This window comes from Streptomyces sp. ID05-26A (genome assembly GCF_033794685.1).
Taxonomy (GTDB): domain Bacteria; phylum Actinomycetota; class Actinomycetes; order Mycobacteriales; family Pseudonocardiaceae; genus Lentzea.
The window spans coordinates 334,006-354,657 of the sequence record NZ_JARAYZ010000005.1; the positions used below are offsets into that span (position 1 = coordinate 334,006).

A 20,652-nucleotide genomic window follows, 5' to 3' on the forward strand; every position below is an offset into this window, starting at 1 on the left:
CTGGCGGGAATCGGACCGTCAGTTGGCGCCCCGGACGTACGCCCAGGCGGTGCGGTTGAGGGAGTCCTCGATCCCGGTGAAGCCTTCGTTGGGGTTGAGGACGTCCTCGTGGAAGTCGACGTCGACGTCGTCCGCGGTGCCACCGATGGCGTCCGGGCCCACGCCGAACATGCCCTTCGGGTTGCCGCCCTGGTCCATGATGGCGTCCAGCGCGTTGAACTGGTCCTGGTGCCAGCTGCCCGACATGTGCCCGGCCTCGTGCGCGGTGATGTTGCCGATCGCGCGGCCGATGAACGTGACCTTGTCGCTGGCCGGGGTGATGTAGCGGTTCAGCGACGTGCCCGTCTGGGCGGCGGGAGCGCTGAGGATGTCGAGCAGCACCAGCGCGGTCTCCTCCTTGCCGAAGTTGCCCGCGTCGATCGACTGCGCGATGCCGACGGTCTGGATGCCGGCCTCGGCGATCGAGCCACCGATGACCACGCGGCTGACGTTCTTCTGGCCCCACGGGTCGGCGTGGTCGCGGCTGTTCAGGATCCGCACGGCGAACCGCTTGTTGGTGCCCTTCGCCGCGAGGTCCTTCTCGATGTTCTCGCGCGTGGTCGCGACCACGCCGTCGATCACGGCGTTCTCGTCGGCGGCGGAGAGACCCCAGCCGGGCAGGAACTTCCTGAGCGGCGAGAGGTCCTTGTTGCCCGCGCTGGGATCGGAGCCGAAGATCCGCGTGTTGACCCGGGCGCCGTCGAAGTCCAGGAAGATCGTCAGCACCTCGGGCCTCTGGTTGAGCTCCGACCCGGGACGGTAGGCCTCGACCGTGACGTCGTAGCGCCCGTCACCGTTCTCGGCACCGACGGTGTAGCGGCCGTCCTTCGGCGCCACGAAGTCCGCGACGGCGTTGCCACCGGCGGGCATCGGGGAGTTCACCGCGTACAGGAAGCTGAAGTCCTGTGACGAACCGAAGACCTCGCGTCCGGCCGGATCGTGGACGACCACCCTGGTCGCCTTGCCCGCCGCCGACGCGCCGAGCACGTCACCGGCCACCAGGTCGACGGAGAAGTAGTCCTTGTCGTTGCCGCCGGAAGAGACGGTCAGGTCGTAGTCGCCCTCGGTCAGGACGCGCTTGCCGGTGCCCGGCTTCAGCGGGTCGGCCGGGATGCCACCGGGCCCGGCCGCGGCGACCATGACGTACACGTCCTGACCCGCGGGCAGGAAGACCTGCAGCCTGCTGTCGGTGGTGCCCGCGAGGTTGTCGTGCTGTCCCAGGAGCGACCCGGTCGAGTCGAACGCGGCGAGCAGCGTGTCGAGGTCGCCCGCCGGGGTGTCCGTCGTGACGACGACGTACTTGCCTTCCGGGCCGCCGGTCAGCCGGTAGAAGTCGTGGTCGCCGGTGCCGTCACCGGTGCTGCCGTACGGGCCGTCACCGATCGTCCCGCTGGTCCGCACGGGCGTGGTGATGCCGCTCGCGTGCGGGATGGCGTCGTTCATCTCGGCGAACGGCGGCACCACGGGGATCGTGGGATCACCCGCGAGGTCGCCGGTGAGCGTGAGCTTCGGGTTCTTGCCCCTGCCGGTCCCGAACCCGGTCACGTGCTCGGCCTTCGAGGGCGCGTCGTTGGCGCCCTGCCCGGTCTCCTTCTCGGTGTAGGTCAACGGCTGGCCGGCGCTCTTCGCGGCCACGCGTGACTGCTCCCGGTCCTGCTTGCGGGCCTCCCGGCCGCGGTGCACCGCCGCCCAGTCGACCTGTGCCTCCGCGGGCAGGAAAGCGAGCATCGGATCGGGCTGGATCAGCCCTCCCACCGGCTCGGCCGCCGACTGTCCGCCGGCGACCAGAGCCAGTGCCACACCTGCCGTGAGCACGCCGAATAGCCTTTTGCGCATGTGAACTCCCCAGTTCGACTCTCGAACCGAGGAAATCAGCGCCGTGCGGGTCAGGCGAGCGTTTTGGCGGACCTCTGTCCACTTTCGGACAACGAGGCCGCGACCTCGTGCAGGTGTTCCAGCACGTAGCCGTACGAGCGGAACAGGCCGCATTGCGCGTACGAGATCCCGCGCTGCTCGCAGAAGGCGCGGACGATGGACTGCGCGTGCTTCAGGTTCGGCCGCGGCATGCTCGGGAACAGGTGGTGCTCGATCTGGTAGTTCAGCCCGCCGAGCAGGATGTCGGTGAACCAGCCGCCCCGGATGTTGCGGGACGTCAGCACCTGCTTGCGCAGGAAGTCGAGGGTGTGCCCGGCGGACAGCACCGGCATCCCCTTGTGGTTGGGGGCGAACGAACATCCCATGTAGAAGCCCCACAGCGCCTGGTGGACCAGGATGAACGCGATCGCGTACACGGGCGAGAGCACCCAGAAGACGATCGCGAGGTACACCACGACGTTCGCGATCATCACGGTCCGCTCGCGGCCGGAGTACCGGATCGAGTGCCAGTGCAGCGCGAAGCCTTCGAGAAGCAGCAACGGGAAGAACAACACCGCCTGGCGCGAGGCGATCCACCGCAGCGCGCCGCGCTTGGCGACTCCCTGCCGTTGTGTGAACGCCAGCACCGAGATGTCGACGTCCGGGTCCTCGTCCTCGTGGTTCGGGTTGGCGTGGTGGCGGTTGTGCTTGCCGACCCACCAGTCGTAGCTCACACCGACCAGGCCGCTGTGGACGTAGCCGGTGATCTCGTTCCACCTCCTCGAAGCGAAGATCTGCTTGTGGCCGGCGTCATGCCCGATGAACGCGAGTTGCGTGCTCATCGCGGCCAGGACCACCGCCACCGCGAGCTGCCACCACGAGTCGCCCAGCAGCGCGAACGCCACCCAGGCCGCGGCGTAGACCACGAGGTTCACGCCGATCCGGGTGAAGTAGTAACCGCGCCGCCGGGAAAGCAGGCCAGCCTGCTTGATCTCGGCGGCCAACTGGGCGAAGTCGCTCGCCTGCCGGGATGCCATTTGCGCAGAATGCCTGATCGCGGCGACTAAGTCATGCACGGCCCATGAAGTCGTTACCAACCACACGGGTCACGCCGGCGCCGACACGATGGAGTGGACATGATCATCATCCTCGGCGAGCCGCTGGTCCCCGCCCTCGTCGTTGCTGTCCAGTGCTGCGGCACAGGGCCCGGCACGGGCTCGACCGGTAGAGAGGATCAGAAGGCGTGGTCGACCACACCACCGTGCTCATCGCGGGCGCGGGGCCGGCAGGACTTGTCTTAGGAAACCTGCTGCGGGCGGAGGGGATCGACACCCTCGTCCTCGAGCGGGCGAACTGGGAGCAGGTGCGGACCAGGGCGAGGGCGGGATTCCTCGGCCCGAACAGCGCCAGGGTGCTGACCGAGCACGGCCTCGGCGCCGGCATGCTCCACAAAGGACGGCAGCACGGCGTCTGCGCCTTCCGCGGTGAGGACGGGGAGTTCGAACTCGACTACTCCCGGCTCGGGCGGGGCGAGGTGCACACGGTGTACCCGCAGCAGGACCTCGTCGCGGACCTGGTCGCCGAATACCTGGACCGTGGCGGCGAGATCCGCTTCGGTGCCACCGTCACCGGTGTCGATTCCGGTACGGCGACGATCCGTTATCGCGACGAGCAGGGAGAAAGCGTCGTCACCGGCCGGTTCCTGGCGGGCTGCGACGGCAACAACGGGGTGACGCGGCAGGCCGTGCCCGGCCGGCGCATCACCCAGGACCACGGCGTCAGCTGGCTCGCCGTGCTCGCCGAGGCACCGCAGAGCATGACGGCGGTCACCTACGCGATCCACGACGACGGCTTCGCGGGCCACATGGCGCGCAGCCCCGAGGTGACGCGCTACTACCTCCAGGTCCCTCCCGGCGACGACCCCGAGGAGTGGACCGACGAACGGATCTGGGCGGCGCTGGACACCCGCCTGCGCGTCGACGAGTTCGGGCAGCTCAAACAGGGCCCGATCATCGAACGGCGGATCGTGCGGCTGCGTTCCGACGTCGCCGAGGAGATCCAGCACGACCGGTTGTTCCTCGTCGGCGACGCCGCCGGTCTGATCAGCCCGTCAGCGGCCAAGGGCGCCAACCTGGCGATCATGGAGGCCGAGACCCTCGCCTCCGCCCTGATCTCCGCACTGCGCCACGACGACGAACGGCCGCTGGCCGCGTACTCGCGCACCTGCCTGCCCCGCGTCTGGCGGGCGCAGGAGTTCTCCCGCTGGATGATCGATCTCCTCCACACCCAGGACGACGACTTCCACCGCGCTCTGCGTCGCGCCCGGCTGCACAGCCTGCGCGACTGCCACGCCCACCAGAACTTCTTCGCCGAGCACTACGTCGGCATCTGAGCCACCAGGAATCGTCACCATGATCTCGACAACCACCCGCATCATCGCCGCGGCGGACCTCGGCCGGCTGACCGCCGCGATCTCCCTCATCGGCAGGCACGACACGCATTCGGCCCTCGCCGCCGCGGTGCCGTCGCTGCCCGCCGACCAGCGCGCCGCCGTGACCAGGCACGCCGCTCTCGACCACGCGGCGTTGCTCATCTTCCCGGAGACCCTGGTGGGCCTCGCGGACGAGCTCGCCCGGCTCGGCCTCGAGGTCGGCACGATGACCCCGAGCGTCGTCGTCCGCGAACGGCTGAGCGCCCGGTACTCGGTGCCCTTGGAGGACCTGAAGGTCGGCATCCTGCGCGCGCCCGTGCCCGACCGCAACGGCTGGCCGTGCGAGCTCGAGATCTTCGTGATGGTGACGCCGCCCGAGCTGGCGCACATCGCGGAGGACGAACGCCGGCACGAACACGAGAACCACGTGGCGCTGGCCGTGCGCAGGCCGGATCCTGTGCTGCTGCGCGGACTGCGCACGATGATCGCCGGTGTCCGGCGTTCCGACGGCGGCGGGTACAACCGCTACGAGAACAACTCGGTCTTCTACTTCCGCGACGCGCACTGCGCCGACCCCGCGTTCCGCCGCCTGGAACTGATCGCCACCGGCCGGTTCGCGCAACTGCAGGCGAGCCACCAGCGAGAGTCCTGCGCAGGCACCGAACTGCTGCGCCTGATGACCGGCGCGTGGGCGACGCAGGCCATCGCGACGGCGGCCGAACTCCGGCTGCTCGACCACCTCGTGACGATCACGGATCTCGAAGGCCTGGCGTCCGCCACCGGCTGCGAACCCCCGAGCCTCGCAAGGCTTCTGCGCTACCTCGGCTCGCTCGGCGTCGTCCACGTCTCCGGCGAGCGGTACGACCTCACCGACCTCGGCGAGCTGCTGCGGTCGGACCTGACGGGGTCGATGCGCCCGCTCGCCCTGATGTACGGCGGCCCGTTCTACCGGTCGTTCGCCGAGCTCACCGAGGCCGTCCGCAGCGGTGAGGAGTCGTACGCGAAGGCCTTCGGCGCCCACCACTTCGCCCACATGGCAACGGAACCGGCGCTGGCGGAGCTCTTCCACGGCTCGATGGCGGCGAGCAACGCCATGTTCACCGGCGTCACCAAGGTCGTCGACTTCTCCGCCGCCCGCACGGTCGTCGACGTGGCCGGCGGCAACGGCGAGCTGCTTTCCCGTGTCCTGCACGCCAATCCGGCGCTGCGCGGCGTGCTGCTCGACCTGCCGAACGCCCTGGCCGCGGCCGAACCCCGGCTCGCCGACCTCGCGGACCGCGTCAGCCTCGTGCCCGGCGACTTCACCCAGGCCGTCCCCGGCGCCGGTGACGTCTACCTGCTGTCCCGCGTGCTGCACGACTGGGACGACGAGCAGTGCCGCACGATCCTGGCCACGTGCGCGCGGAACATGCCCGCACACGCCGAGATCCTGGTGATCGAGCGGCTGCTGCCCGAGACCGGCGACGCCGACTCGCTCTCGATTCCCTGGGACGTCCACATGTTGTGCAACACCGGTGGCCGCGAGCGCACCGAGTCGCACTACCGCGCTTTGCTCGCCGAGGCCGGGTTCGACCTCGTCGAGACGCACGCGCTGCCGTTGGACGCGCACGTGATGCGCGCCCGACTGATCTAGTTCACCAGGCAGAAGGGGTGGCAGGCGGGATCCGCGTAGACGTGGAACCGCTCGCCACCCCCTCCGAGCCTGTGGGCACCCAGTGCCAGCACCTTCTCGCCCGCCGAAGCGAGATCGTCCACGCGCACGTCGAAGTGCATGTGCGCGGTCTCGTCCGGCCAGTTCGGCGGTACCCAGCCGTCGACCAGCGCGAACGCGACGCCGGGCCGGTCCGGGGCGTCACCGATGACGACGAACTTCCCGTCGTCCTGCACCCGGACCATCCCGAGCAGCTTCTCGTAGAACTCCGCGAGGGATCGCGGATCAGGGCAGTCGATCACCAGGCCGTGCCAACGTCCGATCATGCGCGGGATGCTGACACCGAACCAGGACAGCCGACGTCCTCGTTCACGCGAGAGGCATCGCCATCACCGCGGGCAGGGTCGGTTCCGTGGAACCACCCGACGGCTCCACGGTCAGCGCGACCTCCTGCACACCGGTCAGTCCGCTGACGAACACGGGCGCCGTCCGCGAGGCGAGCAGCCCGGCCGAGTGCGGGACCTTGTCGGCACCGATCGTCCAGAGTTGGTAGATCCGCCCGGCACCGGGATCCGGCAGGTCCTTGGCGAGGAACAGGGCCTCGTCGCGGCTCGCCGACACGACGGCGGTACCCGTGGCGCCGTTGGGTGCCCTGCCGTTGACGAGCCGGGCGTCCGGTGTGGACAGGAAGTCGGAGAACCGGCTGTACTCGCTGGAGAGTTGCGCCAGCTGCCGGTCCTGGTCCGAGGATCCCGTGTACTGCACCGTCACGAACACCGCGGCGACGAGGCAGGCCGCCGCGAGCAGCCCTCCCGCCCAGCGCTTGCGGCGCGGGTCCGGCACGCGGTCCGCGTGGGGTGACATCTGCCGGGTCTCGGCCGCGGCGGCGAGCACGCGGGCGCGGAGCTGGGGCGGTGGCGGCGATTCCACCGCGACGCCGAGCCGTGCGGCCGTGGCGGCCAACTCGGTGACCTCGATCGCGCAGCTCTGGCAGCGCGTCAGGTGCGCCTCGAAGGCCGTGCGTTCGATCTCCGACAACGCGTTCACGGCGTAGGCGCCGGTGAGCGTGTGCAGATCAGCGGATGTCGTCCTCATCCGGTCACCCCCATGCAGTCCCGCAGTCGGATCAGGCCGTCGCGCATCCGGGTCTTGACCGTGCCGAGCGGTATGCCCAGCAGGCTCGCGACCTCCGGATAGGAGTAGCCCTGGTAGTAGGCGAGCAGCACGGACTCGCGCTGCAGTTCGGTCAGGAAGCTCAGGCACCGGCGCACCTGACGTTGCTCGAGCCGGCCGTCGACCTGCTCGCTCACCTCGTCGAACGGCCTGGCCGGGTCGAGGCGGGCCGCGCGGTCCTCGCGATGCGTGGCGGCCTGGGCGGACCGGACCCGGTCCACCGCCCGGCGGTGCGTCAGCGTGAGGATCCAGGTGTTGGCGCTGCCTCGCTCGGGGTCGAACCTGGTCGCGGTCCGCCACACCTCGAGCATCACCTCCTGGAACACCTCCTCCGACTGCGCCTGGTCCCGCACGACTCGTCTGATCAGTCCGAACACCGAGCCGGACACGACGTCGTAGAGCCGTTCGAACGCGGCTTCGTCGCCGCGTGCGACGAGCGCGAGCAGATCGTCGGCTGTCGGGCCGACGTCGCGAGGAGTGCTCTGCAGGCTTTGCAGCGCCCGCTCACGCTCAGGCATCCCGAGGTCCTCTCCATCAAGCGTTGTCCTCTGGTGTTCGCAGCCGAGGCGCTCATGGATCGGTCCTGAATGCGTCATCACGTCCGGGCGGTTGGTAACAGGTCGATAACCACACCCATCCGTCTCCCGAGGGGCGGCGAATCACGGGCAGCAACTGCTCGATCACCCTTTGGAGATGTCCTGTCATGAACCAGAACGTCCGCAACACCGTCCTGGCCGTCGGCGCCGTTTCTCTCGCCCTGTTCGGCGCGGCGTGCGGTTCTAGTGACACGGCCAGCACCGGCACGTCTTCTTCCGCCGCCCCGACCACGACCGCGACCTCGTCCGCGGCGATGGCGGACCCGGCCGCGAACCTCGTCGGCCCTGGTTGTGCCGACTACGCCAAGCAGGTTCCGTCCGGTGCGGGTTCCGTGTCGGGCATGGCCGCTGACCCGGTTGCCGTGGCCGCGAGCAACAACCCGCTGCTCACGACGCTGGTCAGTGCTGTGTCGGGCAAGCTGAACCCGAAGGTCAACCTGGTCTCGACGCTGAACGGTGCGGAGTTCACCGTGTTCGCGCCGGTCGACTCGGCGTTCGCGAAGATCGACGCGGCGACGATCGAGAAGCTCAAGACCGATGACGCGCTGCTGACCAAGATCCTGACGTACCACGTCGTTCCCGGCCAGATCACGCCCGACAAGATCGCCGGTGACCAGAAGACCGTGCAGACCGGCACGGTGAAGGTGTCCGGTACCAAGGACGCGCTGAAGGTCAACGACGCCAACGTGATCTGCGGTGGCGTGAAGACCGCGAACGCCACCGTCTACCTCATCGACACGGTTCTGCTCCCTGCCTGATTCCAGGCGCTCGACACCTGTGCACCCACGTCGCTGACGGGGGTGCACAGGTGTCTGTCCACTGTGGATCCACGAGATCGTCTGCGAACTCGCTCCGAAAGCCGTTGGGACCGCCCTACACTGGGGTGAACTGATCAACGTCTTGCGTGTCGAGGCGTGCTACGGGGACCGCAGTTGAACGGCCGCGTTCCCGTGCAGGGACCTGCGGAGGCCGCAGCACGATGAGCAAGACCACCCAGGACGCCGGGGCTCGGATCGGGTACTGGCAGGTCCTGACGACCCGCAACGTGGCGCCGCTGCTGCTGTCGGCGTCGCTGTCGCGGCTGGCGTCGGAGATGACGCTGTTCACCGTCGTGCTGTCGGTGCTCGTCCGATTCGACTCGCCGGTGCTGGCCGGACTGAGCGGGCTCTTCCTGACCCTGCCGGGATTTCTGGTCAGCCCGATCGCCGGTGCCCTGCTCGACCGGGTCGGCGCGCGCCGGGCGGTCATCCTCGACATGCTCGTCAGCGGTGTCCTCATCGGACTGATCGTCGTGGCGTCGGTGGGTGACTGGCTGACCGCGCCGCTGCTGCTCGGCGCGCTGGGCGTGCTCTCGCTGACCAGTCCGCTGAGCGCGGGCGGGGTGCGCACGCTGTTCCCGATGATCGTGCCGCCGCACGCCTACGCCAAGGCGAACGCGCTCGACCTCAGCACGTACTCGGCCATCGAGGTCGCCGGCCCGCTCGCCGCGGGTGCCCTGATCGCGCTGGTCGGCGCAGACCCGGCACTCGCGGTGGTCGCGGTGATCTTCGCACTGGCGGCGCTGAGCCTGCTCGCGGTGCGCGGCCCGTTCACCGAACCCGAACGCGAGCCGCGCAAGCACCTGGTGCGCGAGGCGTGGGACGGCATCGTCTACCTGATGCGCAACGCCACCCTCCGCGGGCTGGCGGCCGCGTACTCGACCTACCAGATCGCGTTCGGCATCCTCGTGGTCGCCGTGCCCGTCGCCGTGGCACAGCGGATCGGCGGCGACGGCGCGACCGAGCAGTGGGTCGGCCTGGTCTGGAGCATCGCCGGTGTCTGCGGCGCGGTCGGCGCACTGGTCGCGGGCAAGGTCATGAACGCGAACACCGAGCGGATCACCATCATCGTCACGCTGATCGCGTCCGCCGCCGTGCTGCCGATCAACGCGATCGCGTCGGTGATCACCCTCGGCACCGGCATGGCGTTGTTCGGGTTGGTCGGGGGCGGGCTCAACGTCGGTCTGCTGTCGTTGCGCCAGCGCCGCACCGAACCGCAGTGGCTCGGCCGGGTCATGACGGTGTCGATCAGCGTCAACCTCATCGGCTTCCCGATCGGCACCGCGCTCGGTGGCGTGCTGGCCGGCCAGTCGGTCGCGGTGGCGTTCTGGGTCGCCGCGGTGTGCGCCGCGATCGGCGCGGTGATGGCGGCCGTGCTCATTCCGCGAGCCGATCGCTGAAACCGGCGCGCGCGACGACCCCGCGATCTCCGGGACTTTCCCTGTCGTGAAACGATTTCCGCGCTGATCGAGGCGAGCCGGCTGCGCGTCGCTGACGTTCGGACCCGATCGTTCCGGGGGTGCAATCGTCCACTATGGACGAAAGTGGGGAAAGCGGACCGAGGCGCGTTTCGGTCTGCTTTTTGTTTGTTCTGGTTCGGTATTGACAGGGCGCATGCCTGCGAACAACCATGGAAGCGCTCTCATAACCGGTCTGGACCAGTTCCCGAACGGAGGTCGCCGACCGCCCTGAAGCCGGTCGGGGGCCTGCTCGCGGAGCACCCCTGCACAAGGAGTCCCATGCGCACTCGAACGAAGTGGTGGAGCGCGCTCGCCGCGCTGGCGGTGACCGCGTCGACGGCCCTCGCGATCCCGCCGGCCCAGGCGATCGGCCCCGACCTGCTGCCGCTCAACGTCACCAACAACAGTGGCCGGTCCGAGGCCGTGCACCTGTACGTCCTGGGCACGGACATCCGCAACGGCCGCCTCGGCTACGTCAACCAGGCGGGCGCGTTCACGCCGTGGTCGCCGGGCGGCAACCCGCCCACGCCCGCACCGGACGTGTCGATCGCCGGACCCGGCCCTGGTGGCACCGCCTCGCTGCGGGTGCCCCGGTTCATCTCCGGCCGCGTCTACATGTCGTTCGGCGAGAAGCTCAAGTTCTTCCTGACCCCCGACGGCCTGGTGCAACCGGCGCCGTGGGCGGGCGGCGACCCGAACAGCGGCATCCTGTTCGACTGGAGCGAGTTCACCTACAACGACGCAGGTCTGTGGCTCAACAGCTCGCAGGTCGACATGTTCGCCGTCCCGCACGCGGTCACCGTGAGGGGCGCGAGCGGTGCGACGAAGAAGACCGGTGAGCTCAAGTCCGGCGGGCGCGACGCCGTCATCAACGGCATCCGCGGCCAGGCGGGCTGGGGCGGGTCGATCATGTCCCGTTCGGACGGCACGGTCCTGCGCGTGCTCGCGCCGGGCAAGGCCGCCGACGTCGGCAACTTCGACCGCAACTACCTGGACTCGTACATCACGCAGGCCTGGAACGCGTACACGGGCAAGACGCTGACGGTGCAGCCGTTCGGCGACCGTCCGGACGTGAAGTACTTCGGTCGTACCTCCGGCAACAACATGAACTTCACGAACACCTCCGGCCAGCAGGTCGCGTCGTTCGCGAAGCCGTCCACGTCGAACGTGTGGGGCTGCGACGGCGCACTGCACGCACCGAACGACCAGGTGGTGGGCCCGATCGCCCGCACCCTGTGCGCGGCACTGCACCGCACCACGCTCGGCCGCATCGACGTCCAGCCGGGAGGCGGCCCCGCCGACTTCTACCAGGGCGCGATCACCAACCACTACTCGCGGCTCGTGCACCAGAACATGGTGGACGGCAAGGCGTACGGGTTCGCGTTCGACGACGTGCAGGCCCAGGAATCGCTGGTGCACGACGGCGACCCGCGCTCGGCCGGGATCATCCTGACCCCGTTCAGCGGCGGCTCCACCCCGCCGCCCGCTCAGGCCGGCAGCATCGTCAGCGACTGGCACGGCAAGTGCATCGACGTCCCGAACGGGAACTACGCCGACGGCCAGCGCCTCATCGTGTGGAACTGCACGGGCGGCACGAACCAGAAGTTCGAGTTCGTCGGCGGCACGCTGCGCACGCAGAACAACAAGTGCGTGGACGTGGCGTGGGGTTCGACCGCCAACGGCGCGGCCGTGCAACTCGCGACCTGCTCCGGCAACGCCGCGCAGCAGTTCGTGCTGAACGGCAACCGCGACCTGGTGAACCCGCAGGCGAACAAGTGCGTGGACATCGCGGAGTGGAACCCGAACAACGACGCCGTCCTGCACATGTGGGACTGCGTGGGCGGCGCCAACCAGAAGTGGCACCGCGGCTAGCACCCGTTCAACCGGAGAAGCAGGTCGGCTTTCGAGCCGGCCTGCTTTTCTGCTGTCCGGGATGCAACGTTGGGGGTGACTTCTCCATTAGGGGTGCGAAATCGAGGTCGAGCCGACGATCGGGAGTTGCCGGTGGAGTTTGCTGAGTACGTGGCGAGGCAGCGTCCCGCGCTGTTGCGGTTCGCCATGGTCCTGTCCTGTCAGACGTGGCTGGCCGAGGACCTGGTGAGCGACGTGCTGGGCCGGGCGTTCGAGCGCTGGGACCGGATCTCTGTGATGGACGAGCCGAACGCCTACGTGCGGCGGATGGTCGTCAACGAGTACCTGTCCTGGCGCAGGACGCTGACCCGCACGTCCCCACGAGCGGAGGTCGAACAGAGGGCGATGCCCGACGGCGCGGACGAGAGGGCAGAGCGCGACGCGATGATCAACCGCCTCGCCGGCCTGCCCAAGAAGCAGCGCGCGGCCGTGGTCCTGCGCTACTACGCGGGCCTGTCCGACAGGGAGATCGCCACACAGCTGGGGTGCCGGGAACCGACAGTGCGCAGCCAGATCCACCGCGCACTCCAGGTTCTGCGCATCGACCTCACCGCCACCCCCAGCTTCCAGGAGACCTCATGAGCGACCTGAGCACCCTCGACGACGCCTTCGCCGAGTTGGAGAGGCGCATCGACACCGCGGCCACGGGCATGGCCCCGGTCGTGCGGCCACGACGAGCCGTGCGCCTGGTGCCGGTAGCGGCCACCGTCGTCGCGGTGGCGGGCCTGTTCGCGGGCGCGATGTGGCTGGTGCCAGGCGACGCCGGCACACCGGCCGCCGGCCCACCGCCCACCGCGCCGTCCACGACCATGACGCGCGTCCCGGCCCCCACCTCGCCGGAAGATCTGACCACCCGGTTCAGGGTGGTGCTCGGCGACACCGCGACGGTCGAGGTGACCGCGGGACACGTCCTGGGATCCCCGCCCCCGTCGAAGAACCTGGAACCGACGGGGACGGGCGTGACGCCACAGCGGTGGGACCCGGACGCCGCCACCCACGCGCTCATCGGCGGAACCCTGACCTCCGCGGGCGTCACCGGGAGCTTCAGCCTGACGATCAAAGCCGGCGACGACTCCGAGCCCGGCACGTGGTGCCGGAACTCCCACCCGGTGGACTGCGTCGTCAGCACACTGCCCGACGGCTCCCAACTGGCGACCGAGACCGCACGACTGGCTCCCGGCGCGGTGTCGTACATGGTGTGCGCCAAGCGGCCCGACGGGACGATGGTCCGCCTGCAGGTCGGCAACCAGGAGGACCCCGCCGGCGCCGCGATCGGCTCGCCGGGCGGCCGGTTCCTCTCGCCGCAGCCCCCGCTGACGCTGGAGCAGCTGAAGGCGATCGCCACCTCGGACAAGTGGTGACGAGTTCCGGCCGGACGAGTGCGTGAAATGCGGAGAAGCGGGTAGAGACGAATCTCTACCCGCTTCTCCGGAGTACGCCGCCAGGGACTCGAACCCCGGACCCGCTGATTAAGAGTCAGCTGCTCTAACCAACTGAGCTAGCGGCGCTTGTTTGTGTGCCGGAGCAGTGCTCGTTCCGACGTGAAGAACGTTAGCACGGGGGTTCCACCGGGTTTTCGCGGGGGTCACCCGTTCGACGTCTTGAACCCCGTGTGCAGGAGCCACTGCGCCGCCGCGTAGGTCGGCATCACCCCGGCTGAGGCGACCTTCGCCGCGCGTCCCCCGAGTACGAAACGGCTGGCGCCGAGCAGGGCGTCCGAGACCGCGAACAGGGCCGCACCACCGAGAACCCGTCGTGCGCCCGGGCCTCGGGTGGTCGAGGCCGCGGCGACCATCGTGCCCAGCGTCAGGGCGTAGAGGCCCACCGGTTTGCCCAGCGGGCCCGCTGCCTTGGCGAACACCGCGGCGCCTGCGGCCGAGGCGGCGACGATGGGGATCACGGCCTTCCGGGAGCCCGGGGTGGAGCGGCGGGCCAGGGCCGTGGTGTAGCCGAGGTGGGCCACCAGGAAGCTGAAGAGTCCTGTTCGGAATGCTTTGTCCGAGTCGCCCAGCAGTGCCACGTCGCCTGCCCACGAGCCGGCCAGGCCGATCGCCATGCCGGGGTCGCGGGGAGGGGTGGCCGCGGCCAGCACCGGCATCAGCGCGGTCTTCGTGACCGGGCGCACGGACCGGGTGCCGCGCATGACCGCCGCGATCGAGTCCACGATCGCGGCGGCCGCGTACGCCTGCTTGTTCATGAGCACCTCTTCGTCGAGGCGCTCAGGGTAAGCCGGTCAGCTCAGGGTCACCGCCGTGTCGTCGATCACGAACGACGTCTGCAGCGAGGCGTCCTCGACGCCGCTGAACTTGAAGGTCACCGTCTGGCCCGCGAACGAGGACACGTCGAACGTCTTGAGCGCGTAGCCCGCCGCGGCGTTCGTGTTCGAGAGCGTGGTGAGGGTGGTGGTGCCCGCCGTGACGGTCAGCTTGTCGTAGGCGGTGCCGCCGGTCTCCTTGGTGTCGATGTGGACGTAGAACGTCAGGGACGCCTTGCAGCCGGCGGGGATCGTCACCGACTGGGACAGCGAGTCGGTGTGCGAGGCGCCGTAGCCGTTCAGCCACGACGACCAGGTGCCGGTGCGGGCCGGTTCGCCGTTGGCGCTGTGCTGGCCGATGACGCCGGAGGTCGCGGTCCAGGAGGTGGCGCCGGACTCGAAGCCCTGGTTGGCGAGCTTCTGGCCGCTGCAGTTGCCGCCGGTGGTGCCGACGGTCCAGCTGAACGACGCGGTGCCGGTCTTGCCCGCGCTGTCCTGCGCGGTCACCGTGACGTTCGAGGTGGCCGCGGTGGTCGGGGTGCCGGAGATGGTGCCGTTGCCCGCGTTGATGGACAGGCCCGCGGGCAGGCCGGTGGCGGACCAGCTGTACGGCGCGGTGCCACCGCTCGCGGACAGCGGCAGGCTGACCGCGGTGCCGGTGGTGCTCGACTGGTTGCCGGGGTTGCCGATCGTCACGGTGCCGGTGGCGCTGCACGTCGGGTCGGCCGACTGGGCGGGCACGCTGATCGCGTCCCAGGCCGCCTTGACGGTGTTGAACTCCGCGCAGCTGCCCGGGTAGAGGTTCTTCGCCGCCGTCAGCGTCCAGGTGCGGTACTTCAGGTACGAGCTGCTGGACGTCTTGAGCAGCATGGCGTTGTAGAAGATCTTGATGGCCTTCTCGACGCCGAGACCGGTGATCGCCGTGTTGTTGCACGTGGTGCTCGCCGGCTGGCCGTTCGTCGGGTTCGTGCCCTGCGAGAGCAGGTAGAACCAGTGGTTGCCGGGGCCCGCCGCCGCGTGGACCTCGGCGTTCGGGATCGAGCTGGAGTAGCAGTTCGCGTGGTTCAGCGCGGACGGGTTGTACATGTTGCGGATCGGGCCGCGGCCGACCAGGTTGATCGTCTCGCCGACGAGGAAGTCCGGGGTGTCGTAGGGCGACGCCTCGTTCGCGAACCACTCGGTGGTGGCGCCGAAGACGTCCGCGACGAACTCCTGGGTGCCCGCGCCGGAGATGCCGCCGGGCGTGTGGTCGTCGATGCCGTGGCCGAGCTCGTGCGCGACGACGTCGATCGAGCCGATCCACTGGCCGGCGGAGTTCTTCCCGATCTGGACCTGGCTGCCGTCGTAGTAGGCGTTCTGGTCGTTCAGGCCGACGCGCATCGGCCAGCCGCCGCCGTTGCCGTCGAAACCGTTGCGGCCCAGCCACTGCGAGAGCATCTTCGCTTCGGTCTGCGCGGCGAACAGCACGTCGACGCAGCCCGTCTCGCGGTTGGTCTGGGTGCCGTTGCCCCACGTGTCGGTGGTCTTGGTGAACGTGGTGTTGTTCGCCGCGTCCTGGCAGCTGACGTTGGTCAGCGTCGGGTCCTCGAGCGAGTAGTTCGCACCGGACTGCGTGGTGGCGATGCCGACGGGGCCGTTCCAGCCGCTCGTGCCGGTGCCGTGCAGGACGCGTTCCTGCTTGCGCAGCACCTTGCCGGTGGCGGCGTCGACGACCACGTCGAGCTTGCTCGGGCCCTCGGAGTCACGGCCGGTGACCGTGATCTTCCACGCGAGCGCCGGCGCGGAGTCGAGCGCGTACACGACCTGTTCCGCGGCGCCGACGCCGTCCACAGTGGACATCGCGGTGCGGGCGGTGGCCTCGGCCTGGGCCTTGGTCACGGACGGCGTGGTGCTCGCCAGGTCGATCGTGGTGTTCTGGCTGACGGAGGTCTGCAGGACCTGGCCGGTCGAGTTCGTCACGACGACGAAGTCGCCGCCCACGACCGGGATCCCCTTGTAGGTCCGGTCGTACGGGACGTACTTCAGGCCGTTCGTCGACGAGATGACGCCGTGCCGGACGAACGAGTCGTCCGTCCCGGCGTGCAGCTGTGCCGGGCGGTCCGCGACGAGGCTCGCGGCCGCGTCCACGGCCAGGGCTTCGGCGGTCGGACCTGGTTGGGCGGTGGCTGTCTGCGCGCCGGTCTGGGTGAGAACGGCGGCGACCAGTGAACCTGCCGCAGCCAGCACGAGTGTGCGTCTCGCTTGCATTTTTCTCCTCGTTGCAGGGCGAACAGCCCGGCCCTCGATTGCAGGGCGAGCCGGGTGTTCGTCGAGGTGAATGTGGTGGCGGAGCAGGGAAAGAATGAGTTCCCGGGCGATCGTCAACAAGTACTAACTTATTCACACAGATAATTCGTGCGCATTTGTAGGGCTTGCTGCCGAACATTCCTTTGTCTGGTCCGATGTTCGATTTGCCCCGAGAAGTCTGCGCAGTGCGGTTGGTGTGTGGCCGAGGTGTTCGCGCACCGTCCGGCACAAATGCGCCTGGTCGGCGAACCCGAGGTCGGCGGCGAGCACGGCGAGGCCGGGTTCGCCTTCCTGCAACCGATCCAGCGCACGGGAGACGCGAACACCGTTGCGGTAGCGGGTCAGCGACACCCCCAGCACGCGGGTGAAGGCACGACTCAGCCGATAGGGCGAGACACCGAGCAGGTGGGCGAGTGGAATCAACCCCGAGGCCGCGGGATCACCGTCGCCGATCACCCCGCGCGCCTTCGCGACCAACGCCTCGTCACCGCCACCGGACGGCACCGGGGTGGTGACGACCTGCCGGACGGCCTGCGCCACCAGGCCCACCAGCTCCTCCGCCCCGTCCTCGCGCGCGGCCGCGACCAGCCGGCGGTGGGCGAGATCCAGCCTGCCGTCCACGTACAGCGAAGAACCGGCGAGCCCCGGCGCGTCGCCCGCCAGCGACCGCCACAGCTCGGGCCGCAGGCTGATCGACGTGCATACGTCGCCGCCCACGGGATGGGAGAAGTGCTCTTCCTCCTCCGGTAACCCGAGATAACCGACCGTGCGGTCGAGATCGGTGCACACGCCCCGGACGCGGCGGCGGAACCCGCCGCTGCGCACGAGCACCAGCCGCACGTCCCCGCGCGGCTGCTCGGCCGACCAGCCGCGACGGTCGTCCGTGCAGTCCACCGCGGACACGGTGAACTCCGGACGGGCCGCGAGAGCGTTGATGGAGAGCACCACTTCAGGCTAGAGCTGGAGTCTGACAATTTTTTCGCCGCAAGGATGTTCAAGACCCGGGAGGCGGTCGCGCGGCAGGCTGGGCGCACCAACCCGGAAGGAACCGACCATGCCCGCCCTGGCCCAGCTCACCACGATCGTCCTCGACTGCGCCGATCCCGGCCCGCTCGCCGAGTTCTACCGCGCGGTCACCGGCTGGAAGATCACCTCCAGCGACGACGACTCCGCCTACCTGGGCGAGGACGGCGTCCAGCTCGCCCTCGTCCGCGTGCCCGACCACCAGTCGCCCGCGTGGCCCGGTCCGGGCAAGCAGGCACACCTCGACTTCCGCGTCGAGGACGTCGAGCTCGCGGTGAAGCAACTGCGGGAACTCGGCGCCACCAAACCGGATTTCCAGCCCGGTGAGGGCCAGTGGACCGTGCTGGCCGACCCGCAGGGCCACCTGCTCTGTCTGTCGGCGTGACGCGCATGGCGTCCATTAGCAGGGAAGTCGTGATCGAGTCGAGTGCCGACGACGTGTGGAAGGTGATCGGCGAGTTCGCCACCGGGCCGTCCGCCATGGCGCCGGGATTCGTGCTGGAGACCCAGGCCGACGGCGACCACAGGACCGTCACGTTCGCCGACGGCACGGTGGTCGTGGAACGGCTCGTCGGCATCGACCCCGGCGCACGCCGGATCGCCTACTCCATCGTCGGCGGCTCGGTGAAGCCGGAGCACGACAACGCGTCCATGCAGGCCTTTCCCGACGGTGAACGGTGCCGGCTGGTCTGGACTCGCGACGTGCTCCCCGACCGGCTGGCCGCACCCATCGCGGACTCGATGGCGCGCGGTCTGGAAGTCGTCGAACGGACTCTCAGCTCCCGTTGAGCCGTGCGCGACCGGCGGGCCAGGCGCCAGCGGATCGAGGTCACGCAGCTTCCACGAGCGCGGGCGAGAAGTCGTAGTCCGACAACGGAAACCTGCCCGCGGCACGATGCGCGCTGACCGTCGAGGTCGGCCGCAGGAGCGTGGCCTCGCCGTGCTGGTTGAAGTAGTAGCTGTGCGCGGTGGCGCACTGGCCGAGCGAGAACACGGAATTCTGCGTGACCTTGGAGCGCATTCGGGACAGGAACTCGTCGTTGGCCCGTTGCGTGACCTCGAAGACCGACGACCCACGGGCGCGCATCGCCGTGAACAACCGCCGCATGTGCGTCATCTGGCACTCGATCGTCGTGAAGTACGACAACCCGCTGTAGGAGTACGGACTGTTGAGCGACAGGTGGTTCGGGAACCCCGGCACCGTCACGCCCTCGTAGGCCTGGAACCGGTTCTGCCGCCACCACGCGCCGAGGTCCTTGCCGTCCCGCCCGATCACCTCGAACGCCGGGAAGTTGGTGTCCCACAGGTTGAACCCCGTCGCCAGCACCAGCACGTCGACCTCGGTGCGGCCGGCGGCCGTGACGATCCCGCCCTCGTCGATCCGCTCGATCGCCGAGGTCTCCAGTCGCACGTGCGGCCGCGTGAACGTGCGGAAGTAGTCGTTGGAGAACGTCGGCCGCTTGCAGCCGAACGAGTAGTCCGGCGTGAGCGCGCGCCGCAGCCCGGGATCGCGGACCTGCCGGTGCAGGTGCAGCCGGCACCACCGCTCGGCCAGCCGGTTCACCACCCGCAACTGCTTGTAGCGCACCACTCCGGAGATCATCATCAGCTCGAGGATCGAACTGCCCACCCACCGCACCGCCCGCTGCACGAACGGCAACCGCGCGAACAACGTCCGCACGGCGGCGGGAACCGGGTAGTCGGGCTTCGGGCTGACCCAGATCGGCGTGCGCTGGAAGACGGTCAGCGCGGAGGCGGTCCTGGCCAGTTCGGGGATCAGCTGCACCGCGGTCGCGCCGGTGCCGATGATCGCCACCCTCTTGCCGGCCAGGTCGACGGGCTCCCAGGCGGCGGTGTGCACCACCTCGCCCCGGAACGACTCGATGCCGTCGATGTCCGGCGTCCTCGGCATGGACAGGAATCCCGTGGCGGTCACCAGGTAGCGCGCGGTGAAGGTCTCCTCACCGGCGGAGACCTCCCAGTGGTCGCCCCGCCAGCGAGCGCCGTCCACCGTCACGCCGAAGCGCATCAACGGCCGCAGCCCGTACTTCACGGCCACGTGCCCGGCGTACCGCTTGAGCTCCGCACCCGGCGCGAACAACCGCGACCAGTGCGGGTTCGGCTCGAACGAGTACGAGTAGGTCGAGGACGGGATGTCGACGGCGAGCCCCGGATAGCGGTTCACGTGCCAGGTGCCGCCGAGGTCGTCCTCCCGCTCCAGGATCAGCAGGTCGTGCAGCCCGAGCCGCTTGAGTTCGATCGCCGCGCCCATGCCCCCGAACCCCGCTCCGACGATCACCGCGTCGTGCATGTCCGACCTCCCGAGCCAGAGCGGAATCACATGTCAGTTTCGGAACCGTATGTCAGTTTCGGCGATGATCGCAAGACTCCGCAGGTCATAGACTCAAGCCATGACGTCCAGTGCCGAACCCGTCAGCCGCGCCGAGCGCAGGAAGCAGGAGTTGCGCCGCGAGATCATCGACGCGGCCTTCGACTGCTTCGCCGAACGCGGCTACCACGCCACCGGGATCGCCGACGTGGCCACGCGGCTCGGCATCGGGCACGGCACGTTCTACCGCTACTTCCAGAACAAGCGGGACATCGTCGACCACGTGGTGGACGACCTGGTCGGCCGCATCACCGGAGCGCTGACGGCGGAGAACGCGCCGGACGCGGTGTCTACGCTCGCCGAGTACCGCGAGCAGTCCGCCCGCATCGGCGAGTCGCTCGGCCGCATCTTCGGCGAGGACCCCCGAGTGCCGCGCCTGCTGCTGTTCGAGGCGCCCGGCATCGACCGCGCCATGGCCGAGCGGATCCTCGACCTGTTCGACCTGGCCGCAGCACTCACGGCCGCGTACCTCTCGCACGGCGTCGAACTGGGCTACTTGCGCGCCGACCTCGACGTCGACAACACGGCCAGGGCCATCAACGGCATGATCCTCGGCACCGCGATCTCCTCGCTGCGCGCGCCGGAGGCCCAGGCGGCGCAGAGCGAGGCGCTGCGCCGCGTCATGTACGACGGGATCGCGGCCACCTGACCCACGCGCGTGGCTGAGTCATACCTCACGCCGTCCGAATGAGACTGTCGTGAGCACGTGTGCCACCAACGGCGAGGCGCTCCGCCACGTGCCTGTGGTGGTGTCGCGTGTGGACTCG

The 20,652-nt window shown here is 69.3% G+C and carries 19 protein-coding genes and 1 tRNA gene; 10 read left to right on the plus strand and 10 right to left on the minus strand.

The annotated features are described in order from the left end of the window. Positions 1-18: 18 nt before the first annotated feature. Positions 19-1,875 (minus strand): hypothetical protein, encoded by a 1,857-nt coding sequence (locus PV646_RS36265; RefSeq protein ID WP_500346822.1) that lies wholly within the window; start codon positions 1,873-1,875, stop codon positions 19-21. A gap of 50 nt (positions 1,876-1,925) precedes the next feature. Beyond that, on the minus strand, positions 1,926-2,930 hold the full coding sequence (locus PV646_RS36270; RefSeq protein WP_500346823.1) for a fatty acid desaturase family protein: 1,005 nt from the start codon (positions 2,928-2,930) through the stop codon (positions 1,926-1,928). A gap of 206 nt (positions 2,931-3,136) precedes the next feature. Here PV646_RS36270 and PV646_RS36275 point away from each other — a divergent pair, with 206 nt between their 5' ends. Both PV646_RS36275 and PV646_RS36280 read left to right on the plus strand, forming a co-directional pair. Next, positions 3,137-4,285 (plus strand): 4-hydroxybenzoate 3-monooxygenase, encoded by a 1,149-nt coding sequence (locus PV646_RS36275; protein WP_500346824.1) that lies wholly within the window; start codon positions 3,137-3,139, stop codon positions 4,283-4,285. 19 nt (positions 4,286-4,304) lie between these two features. After that, the gene (locus PV646_RS36280; protein WP_500346825.1) at positions 4,305-5,957 is read left to right on the plus strand and encodes a methyltransferase; all 1,653 of its coding nucleotides are present in this window, start codon (positions 4,305-4,307) and stop codon (positions 5,955-5,957) included. On the opposite strand, the gene PV646_RS36285 is transcribed toward PV646_RS36280, so the two are convergent. Genes PV646_RS36285 through sigK form a run of 3 tightly spaced genes read right to left on the minus strand, consistent with a single transcriptional unit; the run spans position 5,954 to position 7,666 of the window. Further along, positions 5,954-6,301: a VOC family protein gene (locus tag PV646_RS36285; protein WP_500346826.1), complete on the minus strand. Its 348-nt coding sequence runs from the start codon at positions 6,299-6,301 to the stop codon at positions 5,954-5,956. The genes PV646_RS36280 and PV646_RS36285 overlap by 4 nt on opposite strands. 43 nt (positions 6,302-6,344) lie before the next feature. Beyond that, positions 6,345-7,070: an anti-sigma factor gene (locus PV646_RS36290; RefSeq protein WP_500346827.1), complete on the minus strand. Its 726-nt coding sequence runs from the start codon at positions 7,068-7,070 to the stop codon at positions 6,345-6,347. Beyond that, complete coding sequence (gene sigK, locus PV646_RS36295) at positions 7,067-7,666, minus strand: ECF RNA polymerase sigma factor SigK (protein WP_500346828.1); 600 nt, start codon at positions 7,664-7,666, stop codon at positions 7,067-7,069. The genes PV646_RS36290 and sigK overlap by 4 nt, the downstream gene beginning before the upstream one ends. A 185-nt stretch (positions 7,667-7,851) precedes the next feature. Between sigK and PV646_RS36300 the strand changes: the two genes are divergently transcribed. The 5 genes from PV646_RS36300 to PV646_RS36320 all read left to right on the plus strand — a co-directional run bounded on the left by PV646_RS36300 (position 7,852) and on the right by PV646_RS36320 (position 13,294). Further along, positions 7,852-8,502 carry a fasciclin domain-containing protein gene (locus PV646_RS36300; RefSeq protein WP_500346829.1) on the plus strand — a complete coding sequence of 217 codons (651 nt, stop codon included), beginning with the start codon at positions 7,852-7,854 and terminating at the stop codon, positions 8,500-8,502. Positions 8,503-8,723: 221 nt separating this feature from the next. Then, complete coding sequence (locus PV646_RS36305) at positions 8,724-9,962, plus strand: MFS transporter (protein ID WP_500346830.1); 1,239 nt, start codon at positions 8,724-8,726, stop codon at positions 9,960-9,962. Between the two features lie 339 nt (positions 9,963-10,301). Then, complete coding sequence (locus tag PV646_RS36310) at positions 10,302-11,894, plus strand: glycoside hydrolase family 64 protein (RefSeq protein WP_500346831.1); 1,593 nt, start codon at positions 10,302-10,304, stop codon at positions 11,892-11,894. A 132-nt stretch (positions 11,895-12,026) separates the two neighbouring features. Beyond that, a complete protein-coding gene (locus PV646_RS36315; RefSeq protein ID WP_500346832.1) occupies positions 12,027-12,515 on the plus strand; it encodes a SigE family RNA polymerase sigma factor in 489 nt (162 codons plus the stop codon). Then, positions 12,512-13,294 carry a hypothetical protein gene (locus tag PV646_RS36320; RefSeq protein WP_500346833.1) on the plus strand — a complete coding sequence of 261 codons (783 nt, stop codon included), beginning with the start codon at positions 12,512-12,514 and terminating at the stop codon, positions 13,292-13,294. The genes PV646_RS36315 and PV646_RS36320 overlap by 4 nt, the downstream gene beginning before the upstream one ends. A 73-nt stretch (positions 13,295-13,367) precedes the next feature. On the opposite strand, the gene PV646_RS36325 is transcribed toward PV646_RS36320, so the two are convergent. The 4 genes from PV646_RS36325 to PV646_RS36340 form a co-directional block, all read right to left on the minus strand. Further along, positions 13,368-13,441 (minus strand) — tRNA-Lys (locus PV646_RS36325). A gap of 77 nt (positions 13,442-13,518) precedes the next feature. After that, positions 13,519-14,130, minus strand: a complete 612-nt coding sequence (locus PV646_RS36330; protein WP_500346834.1) for a lysoplasmalogenase — start codon at positions 14,128-14,130, stop codon at positions 13,519-13,521. 36 nt (positions 14,131-14,166) lie between these two features. Further along, entirely contained in the window at positions 14,167-16,434 is a 2,268-nt protein-coding gene (locus tag PV646_RS36335; RefSeq protein ID WP_500346835.1) for a M4 family metallopeptidase, read from the minus strand. Between the two features lie 132 nt (positions 16,435-16,566). Further along, a complete protein-coding gene (locus tag PV646_RS36340) occupies positions 16,567-17,418 on the minus strand; it encodes a helix-turn-helix domain-containing protein (RefSeq protein WP_500346836.1) in 852 nt (283 codons plus the stop codon). A gap of 109 nt (positions 17,419-17,527) precedes the next feature. On the opposite strand from PV646_RS36340, the gene PV646_RS36345 reads away from it, so the two are divergent. Continuing rightward, the gene (locus PV646_RS36345; RefSeq protein WP_500346837.1) at positions 17,528-17,881 is read left to right on the plus strand and encodes a VOC family protein; all 354 of its coding nucleotides are present in this window, start codon (positions 17,528-17,530) and stop codon (positions 17,879-17,881) included. 5 nt (positions 17,882-17,886) lie between these two features. Beyond that, entirely contained in the window at positions 17,887-18,285 is a 399-nt protein-coding gene (locus PV646_RS36350; RefSeq protein WP_500346838.1) for an SRPBCC family protein, read from the plus strand. Between the two features lie 40 nt (positions 18,286-18,325). On the opposite strand, the gene PV646_RS36355 is transcribed toward PV646_RS36350, so the two are convergent. Continuing rightward, a complete protein-coding gene (locus PV646_RS36355) occupies positions 18,326-19,807 on the minus strand; it encodes a flavin-containing monooxygenase (protein ID WP_500346839.1) in 1,482 nt (493 codons plus the stop codon). A gap of 100 nt (positions 19,808-19,907) precedes the next feature. Between PV646_RS36355 and PV646_RS36360 the strand changes: the two genes are divergently transcribed. After that, on the plus strand, positions 19,908-20,534 hold the full coding sequence (locus PV646_RS36360) for a TetR/AcrR family transcriptional regulator (RefSeq protein ID WP_500346840.1): 627 nt from the start codon (positions 19,908-19,910) through the stop codon (positions 20,532-20,534). Positions 20,535-20,652: the final 118 nt, after the last annotated feature.